Genomic DNA, 23,248 nt, shown 5'->3' with positions numbered 1-23,248 from the left:
TCGTGCCGGCGGCTCATCGACTCTGACTGATAATGGTCATCCAAATATTGGAGAAAACGCCAGCCGTCTTGGCATAATCCACAGGATCAGCCATGTTCAGTTGGACGCCGTTCTGATAGACAAACAAATGCGTCACCGTCCCACCCCCGGACGCCCCAATCGTGATACCTCGCTTCGTGAGCGTCTCATCCGGTTCGGCGATAATCGAGACGACCGAATCGGCCCGATCGCGTCGGACCACGATATAGCCTCGTGTCGGTTCAATATAGGCTTGGGTGAAGCCAAGCGGCTTATGACTCCCGTTCGCATGTATGTATAGTCCTTGCGGATCAAGACGCAACGCCATACCGCTGAATCTCAACTCACTCCCCGATGTGGACGGATGTAACATCCCGTCCGCCTCGGCTTCCTGGTTTTGCTCGTAAATGACCCCTGCCATGACCAGACAGACCAGGATGAAAGTCCTAATGAGAAGTTGAAACTTTTGCCTCTGTTTCCGTTGTGTTCGACTCATAATTCCCCTCCAAATTATAAAGTATCCACTAAAAAAATAGAACAATATAATCATACCGTACTTGTTTTAAATTTCCATAATAAATTGGGATTAATATGTATTTATTGCAGTTTCATACATAGTAAAACCGGTAGCGTCAAACGCTACCGGTTTCAAGATGGCGCAGCCCGAAGGCTTTGCTCTATTTAACCCTAAGGGAGGGTCAATGAAGGTCAACGCTAATTACTTAGCGATGTTCACCGAAGTGAACAATGGGTGTTTGTTGTTCTCGAGGTCGAGCACCTCGAACGCAGCGCCTGGCTTGAGCGTGAGCGTTTGAGCCGTCTCAGCCGGAGTCAACACACGGTCAATCGTGATTTGAACTTGGTTCGACTGCGATCCCATGATCTCTGTGACTGTCGCAGATTTCGAGAGATCTTTGTCGCCAACGAGGACTTTGAAGTCTTCGTAGCCATCTTCGATTGAGTACTTCGCAATCGACTCATCGAACGTGAGCGTGATGATCGCGTAGTCACCTGACACGTTGTTCGACGTGAGGACCGCTGACGTCAAGCCTGGGAGGTCGTTCTCCGCGAACTTCTCGTTCAACGAGACTGTATCCATGACGTTGCCCACAACATCTTTGATGTTTTGGATCACGAATGCATACTTACCAGACGTTTGAATCGCGCCTTCTGCAAGCGTCAACTTGATGACGTCACGTTTCTCACTGAGGAAGACAGCTTTCTCAGCAATCGCTTTGCCTTCGATTAAGAAGTTACCCAAGTTGAGTGACGATGGGTCGAGCTTCTCGCTGAACTTGAGGTAAAGCGTGCTGTTGTCCTTCTCTTGGAAGTAGTAGCCATCGAACGTTGGCTTCTCTTTCTCGATTGGGCTTGAGACGATTGAGAACTTGATCGATTGCTCGAGGCTCTCGTTACCGACGACATCCTTCACGAGGTTAGCCGGAAGTTTGACCGAGTAGTTTCCAAGTTCAAGATCCGAGATCGGCGTCTTGATTTGGTTCTTCGAGTAGTACGAAGCGTCAGTCCATGCCGCCACTTTCTTCTCGACACCGTTCGGCGTGATGTACGAACCAATCATCTTGCCGTCGCTGTAAGCGCCCTGTTTGAGTTCTTCAGAGAACGTGAGGACGAGGTGGTTTTTGCCGTTGATGACTTCCACTTTCGCGTCTGTCACAGTCGGAGCTGTCGCATCGTTTGTGAAGTTGACGAGTTTTGTTGACGCTGCGCCATAGTTGCCAGCGAGGTCACGGAAGTGAGACACTTTCACGTCGATTTGACCGATGAACGAGTGGTCACGGACAGTGAGGACTATGCCTGACTCGTCGAGCCATGCGTTGTCATCAAGGTCAGCTTCGATTTCACCGTTCGTGAGCGTGATTTTCGCGACATGGTTGTAGCGATCCACGTAGACAGCCTCAGAGAATGTGACTGTGAGGTAGCCCGGTTTCGAAGAAGACATGCCGACGACTGAAGGATTAACCGCGTCGATGACTTTCTTCTGAACGATTTTCGTCACTGGGTTTGGCGAGATAAAGTTACCAGCGAAGTCACGGAGACCGACGAGCGTCAACTTGTAGTCTTTACCTGCTACGAACTGTGCGTCAGACAAGTCAAGGATGAACGATTTGCCGTCCCACGAGAGTTTGTCGACGTCCACTTTGTAGCCAGCGCCTGAAGCATCTTTCAACTCGAGTTTCTTCTCGAGCTCATCTTCCGAGTCGACGTTGACCGGCTCAGAGAACGTGAACTTCACGCGGTTGTTTTCAAGGTACTCAGGGTCGTTGAGGACCGGGCGTACGTTGTCTGTGAACGTGTAGATTTCTTTGAACGGGACGAGCGCTTTGCCGTCGAGTCCTTCGATTTTCGAGCTAGCAAGCACGGCGTAGCGGCCATCGAATGTCTTCTCGGCGCGAACGACGAGCGTTTTGCCGTCTTTCGAAAGTGTGCCGCGAAGTCCTTTGAGACGTTGCGCGTCTGGAATGTGATCGATTTCGACCGTTCCATCTTTGAGCATACCGTTGTAAAGGAGCGTGCTCGCGTCTACCGGTTTCGAGAAGTTGATTTCAAGTTCCTTCGCATTGAGCAACTTGACGCTCGATACCATCGGCGCTGATTCAACTACTTTATACTTGAACGATTTCGAGACCGTTCCGTACGCTTTGTTCGTGTACGTGAATGTCGCCATGAACTCGCCGACCTTCGATGTGTCGATGCCAGACCATGAACCCGGCTTCATGTAGACGCGATCTGCAAATTTCACCGGCTGTGTGCGGATTCCCGAAACAGCTTCCCCTTTTTCGAAGACGAGCATATCTTTCGGTCCGACCACTTCTTGGGCATAGTTCAAGACGCGAACGCGCTTCTCGACTTTGATGCCTTTCCCTTTGACGAAACCAACCGCCGTTTGGAAGACTCCCAATTTGTTCATGTTGACTGAAGATTTGTACCAGTGGATTTCTGATCCGTGATACTTCTTGTCAAGCGCTGCATCCAAATTGCCTTGGCGTACATAATCTGACCCTAGCTTGACGACAGGCATTGCTGCTGAAGCCGACATTGCTGGTGCGACCGCTGCCGCTGTCACTGCAAACGCTGCCGCTGCTGTGACAAATTGTTTTTTGTTTGCCATCTTGTTTAAATCCTCCCTTTGGTAAAATGCGATTTCTGCGTCTTCGACATTCTCGGCCCTCTCGATCACTCCGCGGACACCCTTACTGCCCGAGTTATGTATAGCATCGATAGGACTCGAGTCATACAAAAACAGGTATCTAAAACCATACATTGACTTTTAGCCTATGTATCGTCCCAGATTGCTTACATCCATAATATACATAACGTTTCCAGTTGAAACAAGCGACTTTTTAGCGAAAAAGGGAAATGATAATGCAATTTCATGATTTTATTTAGAATAATCAATTCACGACAGATGAATTACCAGTGTAATAAAAATCGCATTAAATCAACAAAGTAAGCGCTATCAATATTTTATAAAGAGTTCAGACTTCTGTCGTCGGATTAGATTTTTATAAATCCAACTCATAAAATATAATTACCAATTATCAATTTGGTTTTTACAATAGAAGATAATAAATAACCATATAATACCATATAGTTATGTGAATAACGTTTTCTAATAAACCATTTTGTTACCAGTTCAATCTTTATTGGATGCTTGAATAAATGATTATACTTTTCGAATAGGACTTTTGAAGGTGAGTCCAATGGACGATATACAAAAAAATGAATGGTTTTTCGCAGAAATGTTTGAATATATCCAGTAAATGGATATTGGGTTGTGAGTTCCGTTGTTGCACACAACACCCCCACTCCTTATTTTTGAGCACAAAAAAATCGCCCTTCTCTATGAAGGGCGATTAAAACTGATACGGATCAATAACCGACGAAACTGAGTGATTCCATGAACGCACGTTTCTCCGCAGCGTAGAGTGGCCATTCGATGACATCCTCACTGCCTTCTACCATCACGACGATTCGGTTCTCCGGACGGACATTCGCTTTCACGAATTGCACGAGCTTCGCATCTGGTTTGAACTCGACGTACTCGGCGACCGTTCCATCCTCATATTCAATGTACTCGACATCGTCTTGATCGAGGTTCACCTTGTACGACTTGCTTCCGACTTTCAGGCGGAGCGTGTCCATTTCAAGGAAACCACCTTCTGATTCGATGTTGAGGAAGAACTGCATGTTCGCTTTCGATGGTGAGCCATAAAACACCGGTGCGAACGTCTCGGCGTAACGGAACTCGCCATAGCTATCGAGCACTTCACGATGGACCGTTACCGGACCTGGGAAACGATAGAACTTGTTGTAGAGTGCATGTTGGACACCTAATTTGAGCACGCCGCCTTTATTGCCGGCTCCGTCAACCGCATACAACGAGATGGCTTGTCCACGTTTTTGTGTCGGGATTTTGATTGCAAATTTGCCAGTCGACATGACCGGTGCTTTATAGAGCTTCGTTCCGATTTGAGCATACACCGTCGCATACGCTTCGGCAGTCCCTGTAATCGAGGTCGATGTCGTCGTCACGCTCTGTGCGACTCGTGGGCGCGCTGGAGCTACACCGTCTTTAATGACTTTCGTCGAGCGCGTGATGCTGGTCGCGCCTTTCGCATCGACAGTTGTCGCACGGATGACCGTTCCGATTGGAAGGGCGATCGTCGCACGGCGATAGACGCCTTTCGCATCATAGCGCGCCGTGTATGTGGCTGCACCGACTTGGAGTGTCACTTTCGCGCCAGGTGTTCCTGTGACGACGATTTGACGGGCCGAGTTGTTGACCGTTCCGATTTTCGGTGTCACCGGACGTGCGGCCGGGTCGACAGCGACAACGATCTCTGTCGCCTCACTGACATTGCCCGCTGCATCGCGCAAACTGACCGAAATCCGTTTACCGACCGATTGCGGGCTCATGTTAAATTGAGCCGTTCCTGCTTCCGTGACGACACGCGTGTACACTTTGCTGTTGATGCCGATCAACGCTGTCGTACCAGCCTCTCCTTCAATCGTCAGTGACGTCGACGTATGGAGTGGCGTCGAAACGACCGGTGCGAGCGGTGCCGTGACGTCGACCGTCTCGACGACCGGTGGTTGTTCCGTCGAGCCTTCCGCTTGCGCTTGAAGTGGCAAGAGTGGCGAGACGATGAGTGAACCGGCTAAGAATAATTTCAAATACGATGAATGATTCATGACTTTCCTCCATTATGTAGGTTTTACAGTTAATTGGTCGATTTCCAAATTCTATTGTAATAATTCGACTTCATACAATGATGGTTTTTTAGTAAATCAGGTAAATGATTTCACGAAAAAAACTGCCTTGGTTCCCCAAAGCAGTTCGCGGTTCTCATACCTCATGAATCATTGTTGACTGGCCGCCTTGCCAGAGCCATGTGTCTTCTTGTTTCATATAGACGTGCAATACCCAGAACCGGCCTTCGTAAGCGTTTGTCCCGAGAATGAAACGCTCCTCGAGCAACAGTTGCACGAGTGCGATCTCGCCAGCCACCGTCTCATCGAACGTGACGGTCTCCTGCGTGATCCACTGGACAGACGCCGGGTCGACGAACTGGTCTAAAAATGTTTCTTTATCGAACTGACGTCCGCTCGAGTCGACGTAACGAAACTCGTCATGCATGATGCCTCGCATCGCGTCCAGGTCGCCCTTGACTTGAAGCGCGGCCCGTTCGTCAGAAAGTTGTTTTAAGTTGATGGTTTCCATTGATGTACCTACCTTTCGCGTCCATCATAACATACTCGTATGCTCGAGTCGTCCCACTTGTAACGGTCGTCTTACTTGCTCGATTGCATGTAACCACATCATGCGTATTCTTTTCCTTATCCTCTATTCCCTGTATACTTAGCAATATACAGTTTATCCCATTTAGAGAGGATGATGCTCGTGTTTTTCATCGACTCGTTTATCTGGCAACTCGTCATCGTCCCAATCCTCACCATCGGGACGGGGGTCCTCATCGCAATCCGAGTTGAAAAGGCGTACGTCGCCCCGCTCATCACGTTGGTCCTGAATCTCGCCATTGAAATGACGATGAGCCTCGTGTATTACGAAACACTCCATTCTCCATCGTCTTGGAATGTACTGCTCCCGATCCCTGCGTTTCTTATCGCCTACGCGTTCATCGGCAAGCGCAAGACCGAACGTCACATGGAGAACCTTTCTTGACCCACGCCTCGTGCGTGGGTTTTTCTTTGTTCCGATTCACAGTTCACAGCTTGACATTCCAACTTCAGCCCGTTAAAGTAACGATAACATTCATACGAACTCGCGATGAGAAAGAAGAGTAGCGCGAAGAGACGTCTTCAGAAAGCCGGTGGTCGATGCGAACCGGTGACGTGTCTTGCGTGAATGGGCTTTTGAGCGTTCAGACCGATATGTAGGCTCTGACGGGTCCTCCCGTTACCGAGGATAGCGAATGATGGTTCGCGATGAGTGGGGGGAGCTCCCCCAACGAAGGTGGCACCACGGGTCCCCCGTCCTTCATGTCTTTTTTAGACATGTCGGGCGGGGGATTTTTTTATTTGAAGGAGGAGATAGATATGAAACAACTCATCATCAATGGCGACGAACTGACACCGGTGGCCATTTTTCATCGATTAACAGGCGAACGGAAAGTGTTGCTCGAGAGCCGCGCCGAAGGGAAGCACGGCCGTTATTCGATTATCGCCTCGAATCCCGTCGAGACGATTCGCGCCAACGGCAACGAAGTGACCGACGCGTCCGGTACGATGCACACCGACGACCCGCTCGCCTTGTTATCGGAACTCGTTTCACGAGACACACCGGACGCCCCCTATCCGTTCATCGGCGGTGCCGTCGGCTATATCGGTTATGACATGCAGCGGGTTTACGAGCCGATTCCGAACACCCCGAGTGAGACCCGCGGCTTGCCGGACGCCTTGTTCCAACGTTATGAGACGGTCGTCCTCTATGACCATATCGAAGAACAGGTCATCGTGATCGACACCGGAGAGGACGATGCCACGGGCCGACTCGACCATGTCAAACGGTCGCTCGAGACCGCGCAGACACACGACCTCGCACCGGTCGTCCGCACGAGTGAACGGGTGTTGACGAGCAAAGATGAATTCGTCGAACGCGTCCTAAAAGCGAAAGAAGCCATCCTTGCCGGTGAAGTGTTCCAGCTCGTTTTGTCTCAACGCATCGATGCGACGTTCACCGGGGACCCGTTCCACTTCTACCGGACGCTCCGGAAACAAAACCCGAGCCCGTACTTATTCTATATCGACCTGGGCGAAGCCATCGTCCTCGGGGCGTCCCCGGAGAGTCTTGTGCGTGTCGAAGGTACCCGCGTCTCGACGAACCCCATTGCCGGCACACGCCCTCGTGGTAAGACGATCGAAGAAGACGTGCGTCACGCCGCTGATCTCATTCAAGACGAAAAAGAACTCGCCGAGCATCGGATGCTCCTCGACCTCGGTCGCAACGATATCGGCCGCGTCGCCAAAGTCGGGACGGTCACGATTCCGAAACAGATGGAAATCGAGCGCTTTAAAAATGTCATGCATCTCGTCTCCGAGGTCGAAGGCGAGCTCCGTGACGACTTGAATCCGATTGATGCGTTACGGGCCTGTCTCCCGGCCGGTACCGTCTCGGGCGCCCCGAAGATTCGGGCGATGCAACTGATCGACGAACTCGAGACGGTGAAGCGCGAAGTCTATGCCGGGGCCGTCGGGTATCTCGATGTCCGGGGCGGCTACGATTTTGCCCTAGCCATCCGGACGATGGTCGTCCAAGACGACACGGCCTACGTTCAAGCGGGCGCTGGTATCGTGTATGATTCGGATCCGGTGTCAGAATATGAAGAGACGCTGCATAAAGCCAAATCCCTTCTGGAGGTGTTCGCATGATCCTGCTCATCGATAACTATGACTCGTTCACGTATAACGTGTATCAAGACGTCGCCCGGTTCAGCGACGTCACGGTCGTCCGCAATGATGAACTGACAGTCGATGACATTCGCGACCTCAACCCTTCTGGTATCATCATCTCCCCGGGTCCAGGCGGCCCGACGGATGCCGGTGTCTCGCTCGACGTCGTCCGTGAACTGTCAGGTATGATCCCCATCCTCGGCGTCTGTCTTGGTCATCAAGTCATCGCCGAGGCGTTCGGCGGGACGGTCGGCCGGGCCGAACTCGTCATGCATGGGAAGACGTCAATCATCGAGACGACACCGAGCGCCTTGTTCGATGGAGGTTCGAGCGAGGTCATGCGCTATCATTCGCTCGTCGTCCATGAGACGAATCTCGTCGTGACCGCTCGCACGACGGACGGCGTCATCATGGCACTCGAGCATCCCGAACACCCGACGTATGGCGTTCAATATCACCCCGAGTCAATCGGCACACCGGACGGACGCGACCTGTTCGAGCGCTTCGTTGAGATTTGCCATACAAAAAGACCGAGGAACGTGTCCTCGGTCTGAGTACTAATTCATCGATTCGCCAACACTTTGACGTCATCCCCGTCCGAGACGAGGAATAATTTTCTCGGTTCGACTTCTGCCTTGAAATCGATGTTAATCGTTCGAGCCGCGGACCGGTCTTTCACCGCCGCATGTTCGCTCGCGATTAGCTGGATTTGATTTCGTTCACGGCTCGCCAAAGCGAAGCGAACTTTAAACTCTTGTTCAAAGCTTTGCAAGCCTTGGTGAAACGATTGTCGTTTCGCTTCAAATTCTTGGCTAATAGCGTTCACTTGTTTTGTCGCTTGTTCAATCGTTTCTTCGGGATCACCTAACATGCGCATCGCATGAATTTCGCCTTGTAGACTAAGAAGGAACATATAGACGAGCTCTTCGTACTCTTGAAACTCACCGATGACGTCTTTCATTGCCTTAATTTTAGTCGCTTCTTTGAACACGAGCGCTCGTTTCTTCAGGTCATACAACTTCCCGAGTGGGCCATCGATATGTTTGAGCAACGCATAGACCGTATCGATGTCCGTCTTATAGTTGTTTTCAAGTTGATGAGTGATTTTGCTGTCGACTGTATCTGTTTTCAAGAACACGTACACCCGGTCCAAATAGTTGAACGAACTACGGGCTTGTCCGTGATACTCGTTCAGTTTCATCGTGACCAACTTGCTGACAATCGTCTCAATCTTGTCTAGTGCCTGTTTGATTTCGCGTAAATGTTCCTGGGCCACGACGGTGGTCGCCAAGTCTAAGGCGATTCGCCGCACTTGGAGCGGGTTCACTTGTTTCAAATTCGCTTGCGCTTTAATTGCATTTTTCCCGTCCACCGCGAAGGCTCGCCAATACCCGTCTTCTTTTGATTTTCTTAAGGAGTAGACACCTTTTTTTAAAGCGGCCTCCACTTCAGGTGAGAAGACGAGTTCGTACGCAGGTTTTTTACCGAGCGATTGCATCGCAACCGGGACGCCGACGGATTGAACCACCCGTTTCAATAATTGTACCGTGTCTGACCCGACCGTAATCTCTTCTTTATTTGAGACGTCATCCAATACGATTGGCAAAACGGTTGCCGATTGCTCATGCTTGACCAATTCATGCGCTGCGCTAGATGGTTCAATTTGAATAACTTCTGCGTCGAGCGGGATGGGTTCTTCAGTCAATTGCTGACGCTTCTTCCAAACGAGGACAGTGACCGCGACGAATGCAATACCAAGCAATAGGTACAAGTATTCCATGTGAGTTCCCCCTTAATTGTTGTATCTAGTATAAAGGGAAATGAACGCTTCAGGTACGAGAATGCATAGAAAGACCGAGGACATGTCCTCGGTCTGAGTGTCAGGCTTTCAAGAAATCTTCAAATTGAAAGTCGTGCTTATCGAGCATGATTTGGTCCGGCGTGACGCCGTTTTGACGCAACGTCGCAATCGTCTCATGCAAGAAGTCATCGCTACCGACCACGTAAAATAGGCCGTCTTGATCTGAAGCAAGTGTCTCGACTTTCTCGTAGTAAACTGGTCGACTGTCGACGAACTCAGACGTGAAGGTATCTGTTGACTCGAACACATCGCTAAACAGATACTGTTGCGACGAGTCGACGTTCAACGAGTGGAGATGGGGTACGCCTTCCCGATTCGCCGAATACGCGAGCACGAGCGGGCGGAATGTCGCGATGCCGACACCCGACGACAGCAGATAGACGTTCTTCCCTTCCCGCTTCAACGGCACGTTCGAATACGTTTTAAAGATGGCGACCTTGTCCCCGATCTTCATGTCACGCAGCATCGATTTGAACGTCGAGCATTCCGGTTTGACCCGGGTCGTGATGCCGATCGCACCTTCATGCGGTAGCGTCGAAATCGACATATGCCGAATCAACGTCCGGTTCGGTTTGTCTCCTTGATTAAAGCCTTCAAGCGCAAAGTGCGTATGTGCCCCTTCTTCCCATGTGAAGCCTCCAGGTAACTCGAGTTTGAACGTGTATGTATCTCGCGCTTCCTGCACGACTTGTTGAATCGGTGTCCAATAAATCTGCATGCCTGATCCCCTCCTTCTATTAATAGACCGCGATCGGTCCATAAGGCCCTTGAATAATCTCTAGTTTCGTCTCGAAAATGTCCGATAGGATGTCTGCGTCCATAATCTCTTCGACCGTACCGAAAGCGGCAATCTGCCCGCCCTTCATCGCACAGATGCGGTCCGAATATTTCGCCGCGAAGTTGATGTCATGGAGCACCGTGACGATTGTTCGTCCGAACTCATCGGCGACGTGGCGCAAGTATTCCATCATCTGCACCGAGCGAGCGATATCGAGGTTGTTGAGCGGCTCGTCGAGAAGCACGTATTCCGTCTCCTGACAGAGCACCATTGCGACGTAGGCCCGCTGGCGCTGCCCGCCCGACAGTTCATCGAGATATCGATGCTCGAGCTCCGTCAAATCGAGGAAGTCGATATATTTCGAGATGATGCGTTCGTCCTCTTGCGTCAACCGTCCCTTCGAGTATGGGAAGCGCCCGAATCCTGCGAGCTGACGGACGGTGAGACGCGTCACGAAATGGTTCTCTTGCCGTAAAATCGTGACGATCTTCGCCAAGTCCTTCGATTTCGTACTCGACACGTCCATGCCGGCGACTTGGATTTGACCCGCGTCTAAGTCGAGCAGTCGACCAATCATCATGAGCGTTGTCGACTTTCCGGCCCCGTTCGGACCAATCAACGACGTAAAGCCGGCCTTCGGGATATCGAGCGTAATCGGTCCGATGCGGACATCGTCCGCATACGATTTTTGTACTTGTTCCAATTGAATCATAGCGACCTCCGCTTAAGTATGACTGCCAAGAAAATCACGCCGCCGAACAGTTCGATGATGACGGACACGACACTCGGTGTATTGAGAATGTGATACATAAAGAAATAGGCGCTCGTCAACACGAAGAAGCCGAGCGCGAATGCCATCGGGAAGACGTATTTGTGATCATACGTCGAAGCGACTTGATAGCTGAGCGTCGCGACCAAGAACCCGAAGAATGTGAGCGGTCCGATCAGCGCCGTCGATACCGACATGAGCAGCGAGATCAGAATGAGCGTAAAAATGACGCTCCCCCGATGGTTCACCCCGAACGATGTCGCCACATCTTTCCCGAGTGCGACGACGTTCAAGCGATTTGAAAAGCTATACAACAAGATTCCGACAATCAGCACGATTGGAATGACGATCGGGAAGTAGGCGGCATCGGCATGCATGACCGACCCGAACAGACGGGCCTGCAGGATATCAAAATCAGACGGTGCGAGCATGCGTCGCATGAACGAGGACACTGAGTTCAAACCGGTCCCGATGATGATTCCGACGAGGAGCATGAGTTGCAAGTTGCCGTATTTCCCTGACAAGAGCCAGCCGTACAACAGCAAACTCATGAGCACCATGAGACCGACCTGGGTCAAAAAGGCACCCGTTCCCGAAAAGCCAATCAGCGCACCCGCTCCGAAGAAGAAAATCATGCTCGTCTGAATCGTCGAGTAGAGCGCGTCGAACCCGAGCAATGATGGCGTGATGATGCGATTGTTCGTCACCGAATGAAACGCGACCGTCGCCAAACTCTGACAGAGCGCGGCAATCGCCATCGTGATGACGGCGACGACCCGACGTTCGACGACCGGGATGAACGACGGTGAATCAAACGGGACCGGATTGTTATAGACGAGCAACCCGAACGCACAAAGTAATCCCCCGACGATGAAGAACGTAAGGAACAACCAATAACGGCGCTGTTCTCGCTTCGAGCGAAACGCCGTCGCACACCGTTCTTCTGTATGCACGGACCGACCATCCACATCGTACGCGTCCCGTGGTTGCTTCTTCTCTTCAATCAAAGTGCTCATCGTACCCCTCCCGTCTTCCGTTGTCTCAAGAGTATCGCGATGAAGACGACCGACCCGACCGTCCCGAGAATGAGCGATACCGGCAATTCGAACGGCATGATGATCGTGCGCGAAATCAAGTCGCTGACGAGCACCGTTCCCATCCCGATGACGCATACCCACGGCAAGTTGCTGCGGAGGTCGTCCCCGCGAAACATCGAGACGATATTCGGGACGATCAATCCGAGAAACGGCAAGTTGCCGATGACCGTCGCCACGACCCCGACCGCGAGGGCAATCAATCCCGTCGCAATCAAGATGAGACGGCTATAATTGACGCCGAGGCTCGTCGCGACATCTTCTCCGAGACCGGCGAGCGTCAATCGGTTCGCGAGGATGAAAATGAAGAACGTGACGATGACGATGAGCCATAAGTATTCATAGCGACCGACCTGCACCGATGCGAACGACCCGACGAACCACCCTTCAATCGTCTGACTTGCTTGAAAAAATAAACCGAGAAAGGTCGACACGGCCGAGACGACCGCTCCAAGCATGAGCCCGATAATCGGGACAATCAACGACGAGCGGAGTTTGACCGACCGCAGGAACCAGAAGAAGACCATCGTCCCGATGAATGAGAAGACGATGGCACCCGTCATCCGCATCATGAGCGTCGGTGCCGGGACGAGCAGATACACAGCGAGCAGGCCGAGCCCCGCCCATTCGAGTGTACCGGTCGTCGTCGGTTCGACGAGACGGTTTTGCGTGATCAGTTGCATGACGAGCCCCGACATCGCCATGGCGGCACCGGTCAACATGATGGCCAACGTGCGCGGGACGCGGGTAATCCAAAACATGTCCGACCCGCCTTCTTGACGAATGTCATAGACGCCAGTCACGAGCGAAAGGCCCGCCAACACGCACACCATGAGTACCGCAACGATAAAGGACTTCGTCCATATGTTAGAAAAGGAGGGCTGAGACAATGTCTCAACCCTTGCTGTCATTGGTTTTTGCACAACGTGACTCCCTTATTTCGAAAGCGCGGCTGCGATGTCGTTGAATAGTTCAGAGTATGTTTGAATCGACTCGTTGATGTACGTGTCGTTCGGCGCATACACGATTTTTTCATCTGTCACGGCTTTCGTTTTTTTGAGTGCCGGTGCATTGTCAATCACGTCCGCTGCAGGAACTGCGTCTTCCATGCTCGAAATGGCGGCATCGCGGTCGAGAACGAACAACCAATCCGGGTCACTCTCCGCAATCGCTTCGACCGAGACCTCATCCCCTTGATGGTCCCCTGTCGTTTTCGCTACTTCGAGGGCCGGTGTCCAGTCAAAGATGTCATACATCGGGCCGAAGACACGACCTGTGTTCGGTGCTGAGAAGCCGATATCACCACCCGAGACGATGACTGACATCACTGTGTCTTCACCGTTGTACGCAGTTTTCACACTGTCGATTGATGCTTCAAAGTCGGCGATAAGTTCGTCTGCTTCCGTTTCTTTTTCAAAGATTTGGCCGAGTGAACGCGTCGTCGTCTTGAAGCCTTCCACCAAGATTTCGCCTGGCGTGCCCGCCTCTTCCGGGAGCTCGATGTCCAAATCGATGACGGCTGCTTCTGGGACCAACTTTTTGATGTCGTCGTAGTAATCGGCGAATCGTTGACCGACGATGACGACGTCCGGATCCACACCGGCGATCGCTTCTAAGTTCGGTTCATTGTGCATCCCGACGTCGACGATGTCTTTGTCGTTTTTATAAGGCAAGTCCGCTGGAATCAATCCGATTGGTGCTGCGACTAAATCGATTCCCCAATCCGAGAGCGTCTCGAACGTTCGGTTGTCGAGTGCGACGACTTTCTCTGGATTGACCGGCACATCGATCGTTCCGTGTGCGTCCTTGATTTCCACTGTCTTCGGTGCCGTCTCCGCTTCCGCGCTTCCTTCGTCTTTCGTCTCGTCCGTGCTACCGCATGCGGCTAGCGTGAAGACGAGTGATGTGAGCATGACTGCTGCTTTCCATTTCCCCATTCTTTCCATCTCCCTATGTATCTGTTTATTGAATGACGACCTTGTCAATGAGTCCGCAACTGTTTCACAATTTTGCTCTATGTATGGATACTGACGTCTTCTCACTGATAATGATTATCATTGTCGTTTTCATTGAGAAGCATAACAAACAAAAATAGGTTGTGCAATGCCAAATTTTCAAATTGGAAATGGAAATTTTATTCTTTCTATATAAGGCCAATAAAAAAGAAAGTGGAACATTCGTCCACTTTCTGTGTCCATTGAGTTCGTTAAATCATTCTCATTTGACCGATCACGCTTCCGAAATCCCGTTGGCGAGTAGCAACAAAAAGATCCAAATCGATAGCGGCACGATCAACCCCAAGTTCCCAACGAGACTGAACACGCGCACCGTCTTCTCTTTCGAGAATAGGCCCCAAATTAATGTGGCCACGAGGGCGACATCTAAGGCGATGTAGACCCAAATCGCCGTCATCAAATCTAAATCCGGAAATAAGCGAGCGTTCACAGTGAACAGCGCCACGATTGTCAAAATCGAAAGTCCGAATGTCACGTAAAGCGGTGCATAATGTCGTTGAATCATAGAATCACCCCACTCTTCTGTTAAACCATCTGTCGACATCGAAGGATGCACGTCTCGACGTATCCATCGAGTTGGTGCGTCAAAAACACTTATACGTCCCTTCCTCTGTTGCCTCCGCATCCCGCTTAATTTTGAGGATCAGTGCCAACAACTCGTCTTGCGCGCTATCGATTAACACGTCGAAATCGAAGCCGTGCGATCGACGTCAGTTAATTCAGCCCACACCTCATTCGCGATGACGAGATGCATCAAATGTGAACCCAAGCTATCCCCTCCTTTTCCTAATTATCCCATTCGATGTTTCACCTCGACAACCCTGCCTCATTTTGGTACGTTTACTATACTGACCGTTCAGTATAGTTAGGAGGAAGAAGATGAGTAAGAAACAACTGCTACTTCGGACCGCGGCCCATATCATTCAGACCGAAGGAATCCAGCAACTGTCGATGGACCACTTGGCAAAACGCGCCGGTATCACGAAAGGCGGGGTCTTGTATCACTTTGACAGCAAGGCCAACCTGTTGCAGCAGATGAATAGAATGGCACTCGATGAATTTGAAAATCGGATCGTCCATCATCAAACCGGGTTGGATGGTCCTTATCCGTTCACACGCGCCTACGCCCTCGCGACGCTCGATTATAGCGATGGTGATGCCGATTTGATTGCCGTCTTCATCTCATCCCAAGAAGATACGAGCGGCAACTTATGGAACGTGGCCTCGACACGTTGGGACGCGCAGTTCGCGAACGATGGCCCCGATGCCGATGCAGTGCTCGCACTGAGACTCTTATGCGATGGTTTCTGGTTCGCATTGACGTTTGGCTATAGCGATACGTTTAAAGACCGGGCCGCTCGCATCATCCGACAAAAATGCGACGCGCTATCAAAAGGAGAATCGTAAAATGGGCTTCGTCTATCTCGTTGGCGCCATCGTCTCCGAGCTGTTCGGCTCGAGCATGTTGAAACTGAACGCGACGTCCTCCAGCCGCTTACCAATCGCCGGAGTCGCGTTTGGATACGTGACGGCGTTCTATCTGTTGTCGCTCGCCCTCCTCACGATTCCACTCAGCTTCGCCTATGCGTTTTGGAGTGGGGTCGGCACAGCGGCGACGGCGCTGATTGGCTTTCTTGTCTTCAAGGAGCAAGTCCGAATTCAGACCGTCATGGGCATCGGGCTCGTCATCGTCGGCCTTGTCTTGATGAAAGTGTAAGGAGGAGTATCATGAAAGCTTATGGAATCTTATTGGTATCGATTGCGTTCGAAGTGCTCGGAACGTCGATGTTGAAGCTATCGGACGGATTCACCAACCTGTTCCCGAGTCTGATTCTCTTAATCAGCTTCGCCATCTCGTTCACCTTGATGGGCATCGTCTTAAAGACAATCCCGCTCAGCATTGCTTACAGCGTCTGGGCCGGACTCGGCACGGTCGCGACAGGACTGATTGGGGTGTTCGTCTACGGGGAAGTATTGTCTACTCTGAACAGCGTCGGCCTGATCGTCATCGTGCTCGGCGTCATCGTGATGAATCTAGGGAAACGAGAGGAGGAGGCACATGCTGGCTAATTTAATTGAACGGCAGGAACGGGCTTTACTGACGACCGAGGTGCGCACATCGCCTGAGCAGTTGCGTCGTCTCTTGACGGACGACTTTTTTGAAATCGGAAGCTCGGGACGTATGTTATATCGAACGGCAGATGCCGCCACAATGGACCTCGGCGAGATTCACATCACCCTATCGGACTTTGCGCTCGAGACGGTTCAAGACGACGTCGTCATGGCCACGTATCGGACCGAAGATCATGCAACCGGCCGCATCGCCTTGCGAAGTTCAATTTGGGTGAACGTCGACGGTCAGTGGAAGATGCGGTTCCATCAAGGGACGATCGTTCCACCGTCCCAAACCTAAAAACCATGATAAAAGGGAGTGTCTCGATGGACACTCCCTTTCGTCATACCTGGTTTGTTTTTGTACATACCCCTCGTGTTCATGTTGTTTATAATCAAGCTATCTGATGAGATGAGAGGAAGATCAACATGCATCAACATACACAACCGCAATGGTTTCAATCCGTTCGACCGAGACGTTCCGCAGAAGAACAACTAGTCATTCGAGCATCAAATAAAGCTAAGTTGAAGTTCGAGCCGACCATCCCGCTTGATGCCATCCATAGAAAGAAACCGACCGTCACTGTCACGTTCACAGTCGGCGGTTTTGGGATCCATAACGAGTCCACCTTCTCATTCTTTGAAGATGGTGCGGTCAAACGAGAAGTCATCTGGCGGGAAGCGTTCGACTTGAGCACGGCGATCCCGAAGTCCGGTTGGTATGACGCAACAGATTCCTTCCGCGTCCACGAGCGATTCGTGTCATTCGCCTCCCATCGCTGGCCAGAAGTATTTGAAGAAAAAGCGTACTTCACGATGGACGGGACGCAGTGGAACTTCACCGTGAAACGTCATGGCAAGCTGTTGCATCAGCATGGTGGCAGCAACGCCTATCCGTCCAATTGGAAAGACGTCATCGAGCTATTCGGTATCTCTTGAACGAACAAAGGAGCACCCACAATGGGTACTCCCTGTTCAGATGGCTTGAATCATCTCGACCCGATTGCCGAACGGATCACGGAACTCGAATCGGTCATACCCCGGAATCGGGATGCCAGTCATCCGCTCAATCCCTTCCGCCTCAAGCTTCTGTCCCCACTCCGCTAAATCGGTCACGGCGTAAGCGACATGTCCTTTCGTCGACAGCCGGTCAACCCCGTCCTCGGTGCCGATGTGGACGCTACGGTCGCCGACCTCGAGCCAAAAGCCGCCTCGTCCTTGAAGCGACACCGGTTTCTCAACCTCGCTCAGGCCGAGCACGCCGCAATAGAAGGCGCGCGCCTGTTCTTCTTCGCCTTTCGGAATCGTGATTTGCACGTGATGGATGCCTTGAATCATGTCGTGTTCCCCTTTCGATCCGTCAATCCGACGAACTGCAATTTTTGGTTGAACAGGCGCGGATACGCCATATACCCGACCATGACCGCCGAGATGGATGCGGTCGTCAAGATGAGAAACAAGATGAGCAACTGATACAGCACCGCTTCCATTGGGTCGGCCCCGCCGATGATGAGCCCGCTCATCATGCCCGGAAGTTGGACGAGCCCCATCGTCTTTTGCGCCTCGACGGTCGGAATCATGCTCGTGCGGATGGCACTCTTCAAACTGCGCTCAATCGCTACTTTCGGTGTGCCGCCGAACGACAAGATGAGTTCAATCACTTCATCGCTCCGCTCGACCTCGTCTTTGAACTTGTTCAAGAACAGGAGCGACAACACCATACAGTTCCCGATGACCATGCCGCTGATCGGGATAACTTTCTCCGGCTCGAACGGGATGATGCCGAGCCCGAGCATGAGCCCCATCGTCAGCGTCTCGACCGTGACGAGCGTGAGCAGAATCATCCACGTGATGCCGGGGATGCCGTCCCCTTTCTTGATGATGTTCTGTGTCGCCGCCCCAATCATGAGAAGAATCATGAGCAGCATGAAAATCGGGCTGTCGCTCTCGAAGACGAACGTCAAAATATAACCGATGATTAGTAACTGGACAATCGACCGTACCGTCGCAATCAAAATGTCGCGTTCGAGTCCGAGCTTCAAAAACAGCGCCAAACCGAGCGGGATGGCGACAAAAATCAATGAGGTCATCAGTTCGATGAACGTCATAGCTCCTCCCCCCTCACGAAGCGACCAATCATCGGCTTGTCCGACTCGTCGATGAACGTCGCGTCGCCGAACTCGATCAATTCCCCGTTCCGCAAGAACCACATGTCATCACTGACACGGCGCGCCTGATCCAAGTCGTGCGTGATCCAGATGACGGTGACCCCGAAGTCTTGTTGCAGTCTCACAATCAACCGCTCGATCTCTTTCACGGTCCGGTAGTCGAGACTCGCCGTAATCTCGTCCAACAGCAGCACGTCCGGCTTGTTGACGAGCGTCCGGGCGATGGCGACACGGCTCCGTTCCCCGCCCGATAACGTCTTGATCGGCTGATCGAGCGAGATGCCGCCCAAGTCGACTTTCTGAAGCAAATCCGCCGCCCGCTCCCGTTCGAGCGTCTCGCCGAAGATGGCTTTCGGCAGATTCATGTTGTCGTACACCGTCCCGTCAATCATCGGTGCGCTTTGAAACGCCATGCCGATCCGCTGGCGAAGCTCGATGACGTCGATGGAATCGATGTTCTCCCCTTTGAAGTAAATCGCGCCCGTGTCCGGTGATAACAGGCCGTTGATGTGTTTCAGACACGTCGTCTTGCCGGCCCCGCTCGGACCGACGAACGTCGTGATGCGTCCTTGCCGGAAAGATCCCGTCACGTTATGTAAAATGTCTCCATGACTCACGTTCTTGAATTCGATAATCTGCATCGACGTCGCCCTCCATCATGTCATGCTGTCTGTCTCAAGCAATGAATACATATACAAATCGTCATACTTTCCGCGTGTGAACTCATACCCCCGCAGCAACCCTTCCCGTGTGAACCCGACTCGCTCGAGAAGCTGTTGCGATGCTGTATTTTCCGGTTCGACGAGCGCCTCGATGCGATGGAACCCGAGTTGTGTGAATCCATGACGAACGACCGCGCGGAGCGCCTCACCGGCAATGCCTCTTCCCCACTGATCGGAGTTGAGCTCGAACCCGATTTCGGCTCGCTGGTGCTTCGCTGACACGTTCAAAAATCCACAACTGCCGATGACCTCGTCTTGCCCGGTCAACGTGATCCCCCAGCGGACACCCGTCCCTGCCTCGAGAATCGAGTCGTACCAGGCAATCTCGTCTAACGCATCAGCTAACGACGTGAACGGATCGAGTCCCATATGACGGACGACCTCGGGTTTCGATAAATATGCCAACATGTGCGGCGCATCGTCCGCTGTCACCCGCCGTAGGGTGAGTCGTTCCGTCTGAAGCGACTTCACGGTCGATATCCTTCCTCGACCACGGCTTCCCCGTTCGCATCAAGCAGTGGCGTGATGCCGCCGCCCGTCCCGACCCACGTCTGGACATAGTTGACGCCGGTCGCCGTGTCGACGAGGATGGTGATCTGCCCGAGCTCCGGCAGTTGTTCCGTCAACTTGACTTGAAATCGTTTTGCCCCTGCCGCTTCCTCTGCGGTTCTCTTCTTAAATAACATCATACCCCCACCTTTCTACTTCTAACTGTACGCAACATATCTCTTCGTTTCAATGAATGAGACGCATGCATGACTTCTGAACATACGTTGATACACACCTTGTTAAAAAATCCTCATCACCTGCTCACTCCCCGAGTGGTGGGCCTAACAAAAACGAGCTCCTTCACAGGGCTCGTTTTCGTCATAGCTGAAAGTGTTCCTTGATTCGTTGCGCGACCGTCGCCGCATCGAGATGTGTGTTGTTGATGCGCAAATAGTTGTCGACGTCGAGTTCCCCGTCCCGTGAATTCAAGCGGTACAGCGTCGCCGTCTGCTTCAACTCGCCTTCTGACCAGGCGATGTCCCGCTTCGTCGGCTTATGCGTCAACCGGTTTTCCGTCGTGTTCCGTACGAGCCGTTCCTCGATGTCCGCCTCGAGTTCGACGTAATAGATGTCGGCCCCGTTCGACTCGAACAAATCGGTCACTTGTTTGATATACGCCCAATCCTCTTCCAAGTCAAACGCCCAGACGAACGTGAAAATCATCCCGTCCAAGTCACTTTTCGCGACCGCATCGAACAGTTCATGGCGGAACAGTTGGACGAGCCGGCGCCCTTCCGGTGTCCCGTAACTGAAGAACGGACTGACGAGATCAATCGTCATATGGTTATGGAACAACTTTAAATCCGTGATGCTGGCGAGCTCTTGTCCGACCGTCATCTTACCGACGGCTTGTGGACCGAATAATACGACGAACTTCATGCACTTTCCCACTTTCGTTTTGCTTTTTGTCATTCTAGCACGTCAAAACAGACAAGTGATACAACATCTCAACTTTTTGCTAACATTTTCCTTTTCGTTGGTCGATATAAAGATGAATCTATAGACCAGAGGTGGACATTTACGATGAAACGATTATTCAGCTTGATTGCGCTATTCAGTTTTTTACTCATCCATACCGCGTCCGCCGAGACAGAAACGCTCGTCTTGAAGCTAGACACACCTCTTTTCGTGTCGATTGAAGAAGTGGATGGCTTCACCACGTTACCGAAAGGCACGGCCGTCACCGTCCTTGAGCGGTCGGATACCCATGCCCACGTATCGTCAGGTGACCAAACCGGGTATGTCTCGAACGACGCCCTCGCCGAATCGGTGACGAAAACTGTCATCGCTGAAACGTACCTGCTTGATGAAACAGGGAACGCGGTCGAGTTTTTGTCATATGGTGTAACCGTGAGCGTTTACGATTTAGGCGATGAGGCTGCCCTGCTTCGCGTCGTCGGAGAGACGCCACAATTCATCAAACGTACCGCACTCGCTGATACTGCTCCTGTCCTCGCCGGGGAGACCCGGTATGTCAAAGCAAAGGCGAATGTTTACGCTACACCCCGTATCGGGCCGGTCGTCAGTAACGTTCAATCCGGCCAGACAATCACCGTGTTCGGGCAGACAAAAAACAAATATTACCGGATTCGCTCAGGTGACACCTATCATTATATCGCGATGAGCGCAACACTCAGTCGTCCAATCAAGACAGCTGAACGATACATCACGAAAGATACATCGCTTTACGCTGATTCGATTGAAGACGAGATTGTCGGTACCGTCAAGCGTGGGCAACGCATCAGCATTTACGGGGAAGTAGGAAACCGCTCGCGTGTTTACACGGGTGGCCAGTATCGGTTCGTTCAAACGAGCCATACGAGCACGACCAAGCCTGCACCCCTGAAAACCGGGCAACGCTACATCACGAAAAACGCCACTCTATATAGCGAGTCGTTCAAACAAGTCGGGACGCTCAAGCGCGGGTCGCTCGTCAACATGTACGGGACATATGGAAAGTACACGCGCGTCTACACGGGCGGACAATATCGCTTTGTCGCCACCAGCCTGACGAGCACAAAGAAACCCCCGCTTTATGACGCGACGGGCAAACGATATGTCAAATTTGATGAGGTGGAAGTGTATCAAACCACATCTACCTTCTCGAAGCAGATGGCTGAATTCAACCGAGGTCGCTTGATTGAGACGTATGGGACGAGTGGACATTATACACGGGTCAAGATTGGAACGAAGTATTATTTCGTCGCTTCGTCTTACTTGAGTCTGAATAAGCCGCTCCCAAAACCGAAAGCCGGTACCGTCTTTTATACGCAACTTAGCGGGACACCATACTTTTCGAGTGATATCGCCTACACGCGCCCAGCCGGCCAGCTAGCGCGCGGCGCCAAACTCGTCGGGATTCGTTCGATCGATGACGACTTTTGGCAGGTCCGACTTGCCTCGGGGAAAAAAGTATACGTCTTGAACCCGTATATCGCTCAGACGAAACCGAAAGCAATCGCGGCGAAGAACGTGAACGTCAAAGCGTATTACTACACGTTCAAACGTACTCCCTTCTATGCGAATCCGTTAGACACGAAACCAATCGGCTATCTCGATACAAACCGCCGTGTCTATCCCCGCTCGCTTCATGGTGATTCGTATTTGATTCAAGAGAGTTGGAGCCCGGTTTACGTGAAGAAGCAGGACATCCGCGTGAAATCGGATCCGTTACTCGCGTCGCGCGGCAATACACAGGCCGAGCGCATGATCGCATCGGCCGCGAAACATCTCGGAACGCCGTACACATGGGGTTCACAATCTCCGCTCAATGGTGGCTTCGATTGCTCGGGTCTCATCCATTACGCGACCAACCAAGCCGGGAAAGTCGGCGGACGGACGAATGTGAACGGCTATTGGCAAAGTAACCATTTCAAAAACCGCAGGACGAATATTTCGAGTGGAAAACGAGGCGATATCATCTTCTTCCATGGGACGTATCGCACCGGTCCGTCTCATATCGGCATCATGCTCGATAAAGAGACGTTCATTCATGCGGGCGGCGAGATGCTCCAAATCAACTCGATTCATGACCCGAAGTGGCGGCCACACTTCCTTGGCTACAAATCACTTTAATTCATACACGCTCGTCCTCTCATGAGGTCGAGCGTGTTTTTGTTGACACCGTGTGTTTGAAACATCATTTTATTCATAAAATGTAGGTAGCCATGACAAATATTTGTTTACCCCTCGTTCATATGAGGAATAGGCATATCATCTATGTTAAAGAA

At 51.7% G+C, this 23,248-nt stretch carries 26 protein-coding genes and 1 other annotated feature; of the genes, 9 read left to right on the top strand and 17 right to left on the bottom strand.

Annotated elements, in window-relative coordinates:
• Nucleotides 1–13: 13 nt before the first annotated feature.
• From KNP83_RS02500 to KNP83_RS02485, 4 genes are all read right to left on the bottom strand, one after another.
• Entirely contained in the window at nt 14–514 is a 501-nt protein-coding gene (locus KNP83_RS02500; protein ID WP_214760244.1) for a hypothetical protein, read from the bottom strand.
• A 222-nt stretch (nt 515–736) separates the two neighbouring features.
• A complete protein-coding gene (locus KNP83_RS02495; protein ID WP_214760243.1) occupies nt 737–3,148 on the bottom strand; it encodes an Ig-like domain-containing domain in 2,412 nt (803 codons plus the stop codon).
• A gap of 761 nt (nt 3,149–3,909) precedes the next feature.
• Entirely contained in the window at nt 3,910–5,232 is a 1,323-nt protein-coding gene (locus tag KNP83_RS02490; protein WP_214760241.1) for an Ig-like domain-containing protein, read from the bottom strand.
• 154 nt (nt 5,233–5,386) lie between these two features.
• Nucleotides 5,387–5,761, bottom strand: a complete 375-nt coding sequence (locus KNP83_RS02485) for a nuclear transport factor 2 family protein (protein ID WP_214760240.1) — start codon at nt 5,759–5,761, stop codon at nt 5,387–5,389.
• 171 nt (nt 5,762–5,932) lie between these two features.
• On the opposite strand from KNP83_RS02485, the gene KNP83_RS02480 reads away from it, so the two are divergent.
• The 3 genes from KNP83_RS02480 to KNP83_RS02470 all read left to right on the top strand — a co-directional run bounded on the left by KNP83_RS02480 (nt 5,933) and on the right by KNP83_RS02470 (nt 8,504).
• The gene (locus tag KNP83_RS02480) at nt 5,933–6,223 is read left to right on the top strand and encodes a hypothetical protein (RefSeq protein ID WP_214760237.1); all 291 of its coding nucleotides are present in this window, start codon (nt 5,933–5,935) and stop codon (nt 6,221–6,223) included.
• Between the two features lie 96 nt (nt 6,224–6,319).
• Nucleotides 6,320–6,542, top strand: a binding site (T-box leader).
• 55 nt (nt 6,543–6,597) lie between these two features.
• Entirely contained in the window at nt 6,598–7,929 is a 1,332-nt protein-coding gene (gene trpE, locus KNP83_RS02475; protein WP_214760234.1) for an anthranilate synthase component I, read from the top strand.
• The gene (locus KNP83_RS02470) at nt 7,926–8,504 is read left to right on the top strand and encodes an anthranilate synthase component II (protein WP_214760232.1); all 579 of its coding nucleotides are present in this window, start codon (nt 7,926–7,928) and stop codon (nt 8,502–8,504) included. The genes trpE and KNP83_RS02470 overlap by 4 nt, the downstream gene beginning before the upstream one ends.
• An 8-nt stretch (nt 8,505–8,512) precedes the next feature.
• Here KNP83_RS02470 and KNP83_RS02465 read toward each other — a convergent pair whose 3' ends face one another.
• The 7 genes from KNP83_RS02465 to KNP83_RS02435 form a co-directional block, all read right to left on the bottom strand.
• Nucleotides 8,513–9,730: a hypothetical protein gene (locus KNP83_RS02465; protein WP_214760230.1), complete on the bottom strand. Its 1,218-nt coding sequence runs from the start codon at nt 9,728–9,730 to the stop codon at nt 8,513–8,515.
• A gap of 100 nt (nt 9,731–9,830) precedes the next feature.
• Nucleotides 9,831–10,529: a ferredoxin--NADP reductase gene (locus KNP83_RS02460; RefSeq protein WP_214760228.1), complete on the bottom strand. Its 699-nt coding sequence runs from the start codon at nt 10,527–10,529 to the stop codon at nt 9,831–9,833.
• Nucleotides 10,530–10,548: 19 nt separating this feature from the next.
• Nucleotides 10,549–11,301, bottom strand: a complete 753-nt coding sequence (locus KNP83_RS02455) for an iron ABC transporter ATP-binding protein (RefSeq protein WP_214760226.1) — start codon at nt 11,299–11,301, stop codon at nt 10,549–10,551.
• Nucleotides 11,298–12,365, bottom strand: coding sequence for an iron chelate uptake ABC transporter family permease subunit (locus KNP83_RS02450; RefSeq protein ID WP_483297895.1), 1,068 nt, complete (start codon nt 12,363–12,365; stop codon nt 11,298–11,300). The genes KNP83_RS02455 and KNP83_RS02450 overlap by 4 nt, the downstream gene beginning before the upstream one ends.
• Before the next feature lie 5 nt (nt 12,366–12,370).
• A complete protein-coding gene (locus KNP83_RS02445) occupies nt 12,371–13,363 on the bottom strand; it encodes an ABC transporter permease (protein WP_251139221.1) in 993 nt (330 codons plus the stop codon).
• Nucleotides 13,364–13,387: 24 nt separating this feature from the next.
• Nucleotides 13,388–14,389: a siderophore ABC transporter substrate-binding protein gene (locus KNP83_RS02440; protein WP_214760219.1), complete on the bottom strand. Its 1,002-nt coding sequence runs from the start codon at nt 14,387–14,389 to the stop codon at nt 13,388–13,390.
• 292 nt (nt 14,390–14,681) lie between these two features.
• On the bottom strand, nt 14,682–14,972 hold the full coding sequence (locus KNP83_RS02435) for a hypothetical protein (protein ID WP_214760217.1): 291 nt from the start codon (nt 14,970–14,972) through the stop codon (nt 14,682–14,684).
• A gap of 374 nt (nt 14,973–15,346) precedes the next feature.
• Between KNP83_RS02435 and KNP83_RS02430 the strand changes: the two genes are divergently transcribed.
• From KNP83_RS02430 to KNP83_RS02410, 5 genes are all read left to right on the top strand, one after another.
• Nucleotides 15,347–15,874 (top strand): TetR/AcrR family transcriptional regulator, encoded by a 528-nt coding sequence (locus KNP83_RS02430; RefSeq protein WP_214760215.1) that lies wholly within the window; start codon nt 15,347–15,349, stop codon nt 15,872–15,874.
• 1 nt (nt 15,875) lies between these two features.
• On the top strand, nt 15,876–16,184 hold the full coding sequence (locus KNP83_RS02425) for a DMT family transporter (RefSeq protein ID WP_214760213.1): 309 nt from the start codon (nt 15,876–15,878) through the stop codon (nt 16,182–16,184).
• 11 nt (nt 16,185–16,195) lie between these two features.
• The gene (locus tag KNP83_RS02420) at nt 16,196–16,537 is read left to right on the top strand and encodes a DMT family transporter (RefSeq protein WP_214760211.1); all 342 of its coding nucleotides are present in this window, start codon (nt 16,196–16,198) and stop codon (nt 16,535–16,537) included.
• Complete coding sequence (locus tag KNP83_RS02415; RefSeq protein WP_214760209.1) at nt 16,527–16,880, top strand: nuclear transport factor 2 family protein; 354 nt, start codon at nt 16,527–16,529, stop codon at nt 16,878–16,880. The genes KNP83_RS02420 and KNP83_RS02415 overlap by 11 nt, the downstream gene beginning before the upstream one ends.
• A gap of 128 nt (nt 16,881–17,008) precedes the next feature.
• Complete coding sequence (locus KNP83_RS02410; RefSeq protein ID WP_214760207.1) at nt 17,009–17,518, top strand: hypothetical protein; 510 nt, start codon at nt 17,009–17,011, stop codon at nt 17,516–17,518.
• A 36-nt stretch (nt 17,519–17,554) separates the two neighbouring features.
• Here the strand turns inward: KNP83_RS02410 and KNP83_RS02405 are convergent, their stop codons facing one another.
• The 6 genes from KNP83_RS02405 to KNP83_RS02380 all read right to left on the bottom strand — a co-directional run bounded on the left by KNP83_RS02405 (nt 17,555) and on the right by KNP83_RS02380 (nt 20,897).
• The gene (locus tag KNP83_RS02405; RefSeq protein WP_214760204.1) at nt 17,555–17,917 is read right to left on the bottom strand and encodes a VOC family protein; all 363 of its coding nucleotides are present in this window, start codon (nt 17,915–17,917) and stop codon (nt 17,555–17,557) included.
• Nucleotides 17,914–18,687, bottom strand: a complete 774-nt coding sequence (locus KNP83_RS02400; RefSeq protein ID WP_214760202.1) for an ABC transporter permease — start codon at nt 18,685–18,687, stop codon at nt 17,914–17,916. The genes KNP83_RS02405 and KNP83_RS02400 overlap by 4 nt, the downstream gene beginning before the upstream one ends.
• Nucleotides 18,684–19,388, bottom strand: coding sequence for an ABC transporter ATP-binding protein (locus KNP83_RS02395; RefSeq protein WP_214760200.1), 705 nt, complete (start codon nt 19,386–19,388; stop codon nt 18,684–18,686). The genes KNP83_RS02400 and KNP83_RS02395 overlap by 4 nt, the downstream gene beginning before the upstream one ends.
• A gap of 15 nt (nt 19,389–19,403) precedes the next feature.
• The gene (locus KNP83_RS02390; protein ID WP_483297893.1) at nt 19,404–19,940 is read right to left on the bottom strand and encodes a GNAT family N-acetyltransferase; all 537 of its coding nucleotides are present in this window, start codon (nt 19,938–19,940) and stop codon (nt 19,404–19,406) included.
• On the bottom strand, nt 19,937–20,155 hold the full coding sequence (locus KNP83_RS02385; protein ID WP_214760198.1) for a DUF6440 family protein: 219 nt from the start codon (nt 20,153–20,155) through the stop codon (nt 19,937–19,939). The genes KNP83_RS02390 and KNP83_RS02385 overlap by 4 nt, the downstream gene beginning before the upstream one ends.
• Nucleotides 20,156–20,336: 181 nt before the next feature.
• Nucleotides 20,337–20,897, bottom strand: coding sequence for an AAA family ATPase (locus tag KNP83_RS02380; protein ID WP_214760196.1), 561 nt, complete (start codon nt 20,895–20,897; stop codon nt 20,337–20,339).
• Between the two features lie 144 nt (nt 20,898–21,041).
• Here KNP83_RS02380 and KNP83_RS02375 point away from each other — a divergent pair, with 144 nt between their 5' ends.
• The gene (locus KNP83_RS02375) at nt 21,042–23,093 is read left to right on the top strand and encodes an SH3 domain-containing C40 family peptidase (RefSeq protein ID WP_214760194.1); all 2,052 of its coding nucleotides are present in this window, start codon (nt 21,042–21,044) and stop codon (nt 23,091–23,093) included.
• The last annotated feature ends 155 nt before the right edge of the window (nt 23,094–23,248 follow it).

Origin of the sequence: Exiguobacterium sp. s146, assembly GCF_018618415.1 — a bacterium.
In the GTDB taxonomy this organism is placed as follows: domain Bacteria; phylum Bacillota; class Bacilli; order Exiguobacteriales; family Exiguobacteriaceae; genus Exiguobacterium.
This window is presented reverse-complemented; position numbering and strand designations above follow the sequence as displayed.

Excerpts from the sequence above, each read along its gene's own strand:
- KNP83_RS02500 (WP_214760244.1), bottom strand. The coding sequence starts at position 514 with ATGAGTCGAACACAACGGAAACAGAGGCAAAAGTTTCAACTTCTCATT.
- KNP83_RS02495 (WP_214760243.1), bottom strand. The coding sequence starts at position 3,148 with ATGGCAAACAAAAAACAATTTGTCACAGCAGCGGCAGCGTTTGCAGTG.
- KNP83_RS02490 (WP_214760241.1), bottom strand. The coding sequence starts at position 5,232 with ATGAATCATTCATCGTATTTGAAATTATTCTTAGCCGGTTCACTCATC.
- KNP83_RS02485 (WP_214760240.1), bottom strand. The coding sequence starts at position 5,761 with ATGGAAACCATCAACTTAAAACAACTTTCTGACGAACGGGCCGCGCTT.
- KNP83_RS02480 (WP_214760237.1), top strand. The coding sequence starts at position 5,933 with ATGATGCTCGTGTTTTTCATCGACTCGTTTATCTGGCAACTCGTCATC.
- trpE (WP_214760234.1), top strand. The coding sequence starts at position 6,598 with ATGAAACAACTCATCATCAATGGCGACGAACTGACACCGGTGGCCATT.
- KNP83_RS02470 (WP_214760232.1), top strand. The coding sequence starts at position 7,926 with ATGATCCTGCTCATCGATAACTATGACTCGTTCACGTATAACGTGTAT.
- KNP83_RS02465 (WP_214760230.1), bottom strand. The coding sequence starts at position 9,730 with ATGGAATACTTGTACCTATTGCTTGGTATTGCATTCGTCGCGGTCACT.
- KNP83_RS02460 (WP_214760228.1), bottom strand. The coding sequence starts at position 10,529 with ATGCAGATTTATTGGACACCGATTCAACAAGTCGTGCAGGAAGCGCGA.
- KNP83_RS02455 (WP_214760226.1), bottom strand. The coding sequence starts at position 11,301 with ATGATTCAATTGGAACAAGTACAAAAATCGTATGCGGACGATGTCCGC.
- KNP83_RS02445 (WP_251139221.1), bottom strand. The coding sequence starts at position 13,363 with ATGACAGCAAGGGTTGAGACATTGTCTCAGCCCTCCTTTTCTAACATA.
- KNP83_RS02440 (WP_214760219.1), bottom strand. The coding sequence starts at position 14,389 with ATGGGGAAATGGAAAGCAGCAGTCATGCTCACATCACTCGTCTTCACG.
- KNP83_RS02435 (WP_214760217.1), bottom strand. The coding sequence starts at position 14,972 with ATGATTCAACGACATTATGCACCGCTTTACGTGACATTCGGACTTTCG.
- KNP83_RS02430 (WP_214760215.1), top strand. The coding sequence starts at position 15,347 with ATGAGTAAGAAACAACTGCTACTTCGGACCGCGGCCCATATCATTCAG.
- KNP83_RS02425 (WP_214760213.1), top strand. The coding sequence starts at position 15,876 with ATGGGCTTCGTCTATCTCGTTGGCGCCATCGTCTCCGAGCTGTTCGGC.
- KNP83_RS02420 (WP_214760211.1), top strand. The coding sequence starts at position 16,196 with ATGAAAGCTTATGGAATCTTATTGGTATCGATTGCGTTCGAAGTGCTC.
- KNP83_RS02415 (WP_214760209.1), top strand. The coding sequence starts at position 16,527 with ATGCTGGCTAATTTAATTGAACGGCAGGAACGGGCTTTACTGACGACC.
- KNP83_RS02410 (WP_214760207.1), top strand. The coding sequence starts at position 17,009 with ATGCATCAACATACACAACCGCAATGGTTTCAATCCGTTCGACCGAGA.
- KNP83_RS02405 (WP_214760204.1), bottom strand. The coding sequence starts at position 17,917 with ATGATTCAAGGCATCCATCACGTGCAAATCACGATTCCGAAAGGCGAA.
- KNP83_RS02400 (WP_214760202.1), bottom strand. The coding sequence starts at position 18,687 with ATGACGTTCATCGAACTGATGACCTCATTGATTTTTGTCGCCATCCCG.
- KNP83_RS02395 (WP_214760200.1), bottom strand. The coding sequence starts at position 19,388 with ATGCAGATTATCGAATTCAAGAACGTGAGTCATGGAGACATTTTACAT.
- KNP83_RS02385 (WP_214760198.1), bottom strand. The coding sequence starts at position 20,155 with ATGTTATTTAAGAAGAGAACCGCAGAGGAAGCGGCAGGGGCAAAACGA.
- KNP83_RS02380 (WP_214760196.1), bottom strand. The coding sequence starts at position 20,897 with ATGAAGTTCGTCGTATTATTCGGTCCACAAGCCGTCGGTAAGATGACG.
- KNP83_RS02375 (WP_214760194.1), top strand. The coding sequence starts at position 21,042 with ATGAAACGATTATTCAGCTTGATTGCGCTATTCAGTTTTTTACTCATC.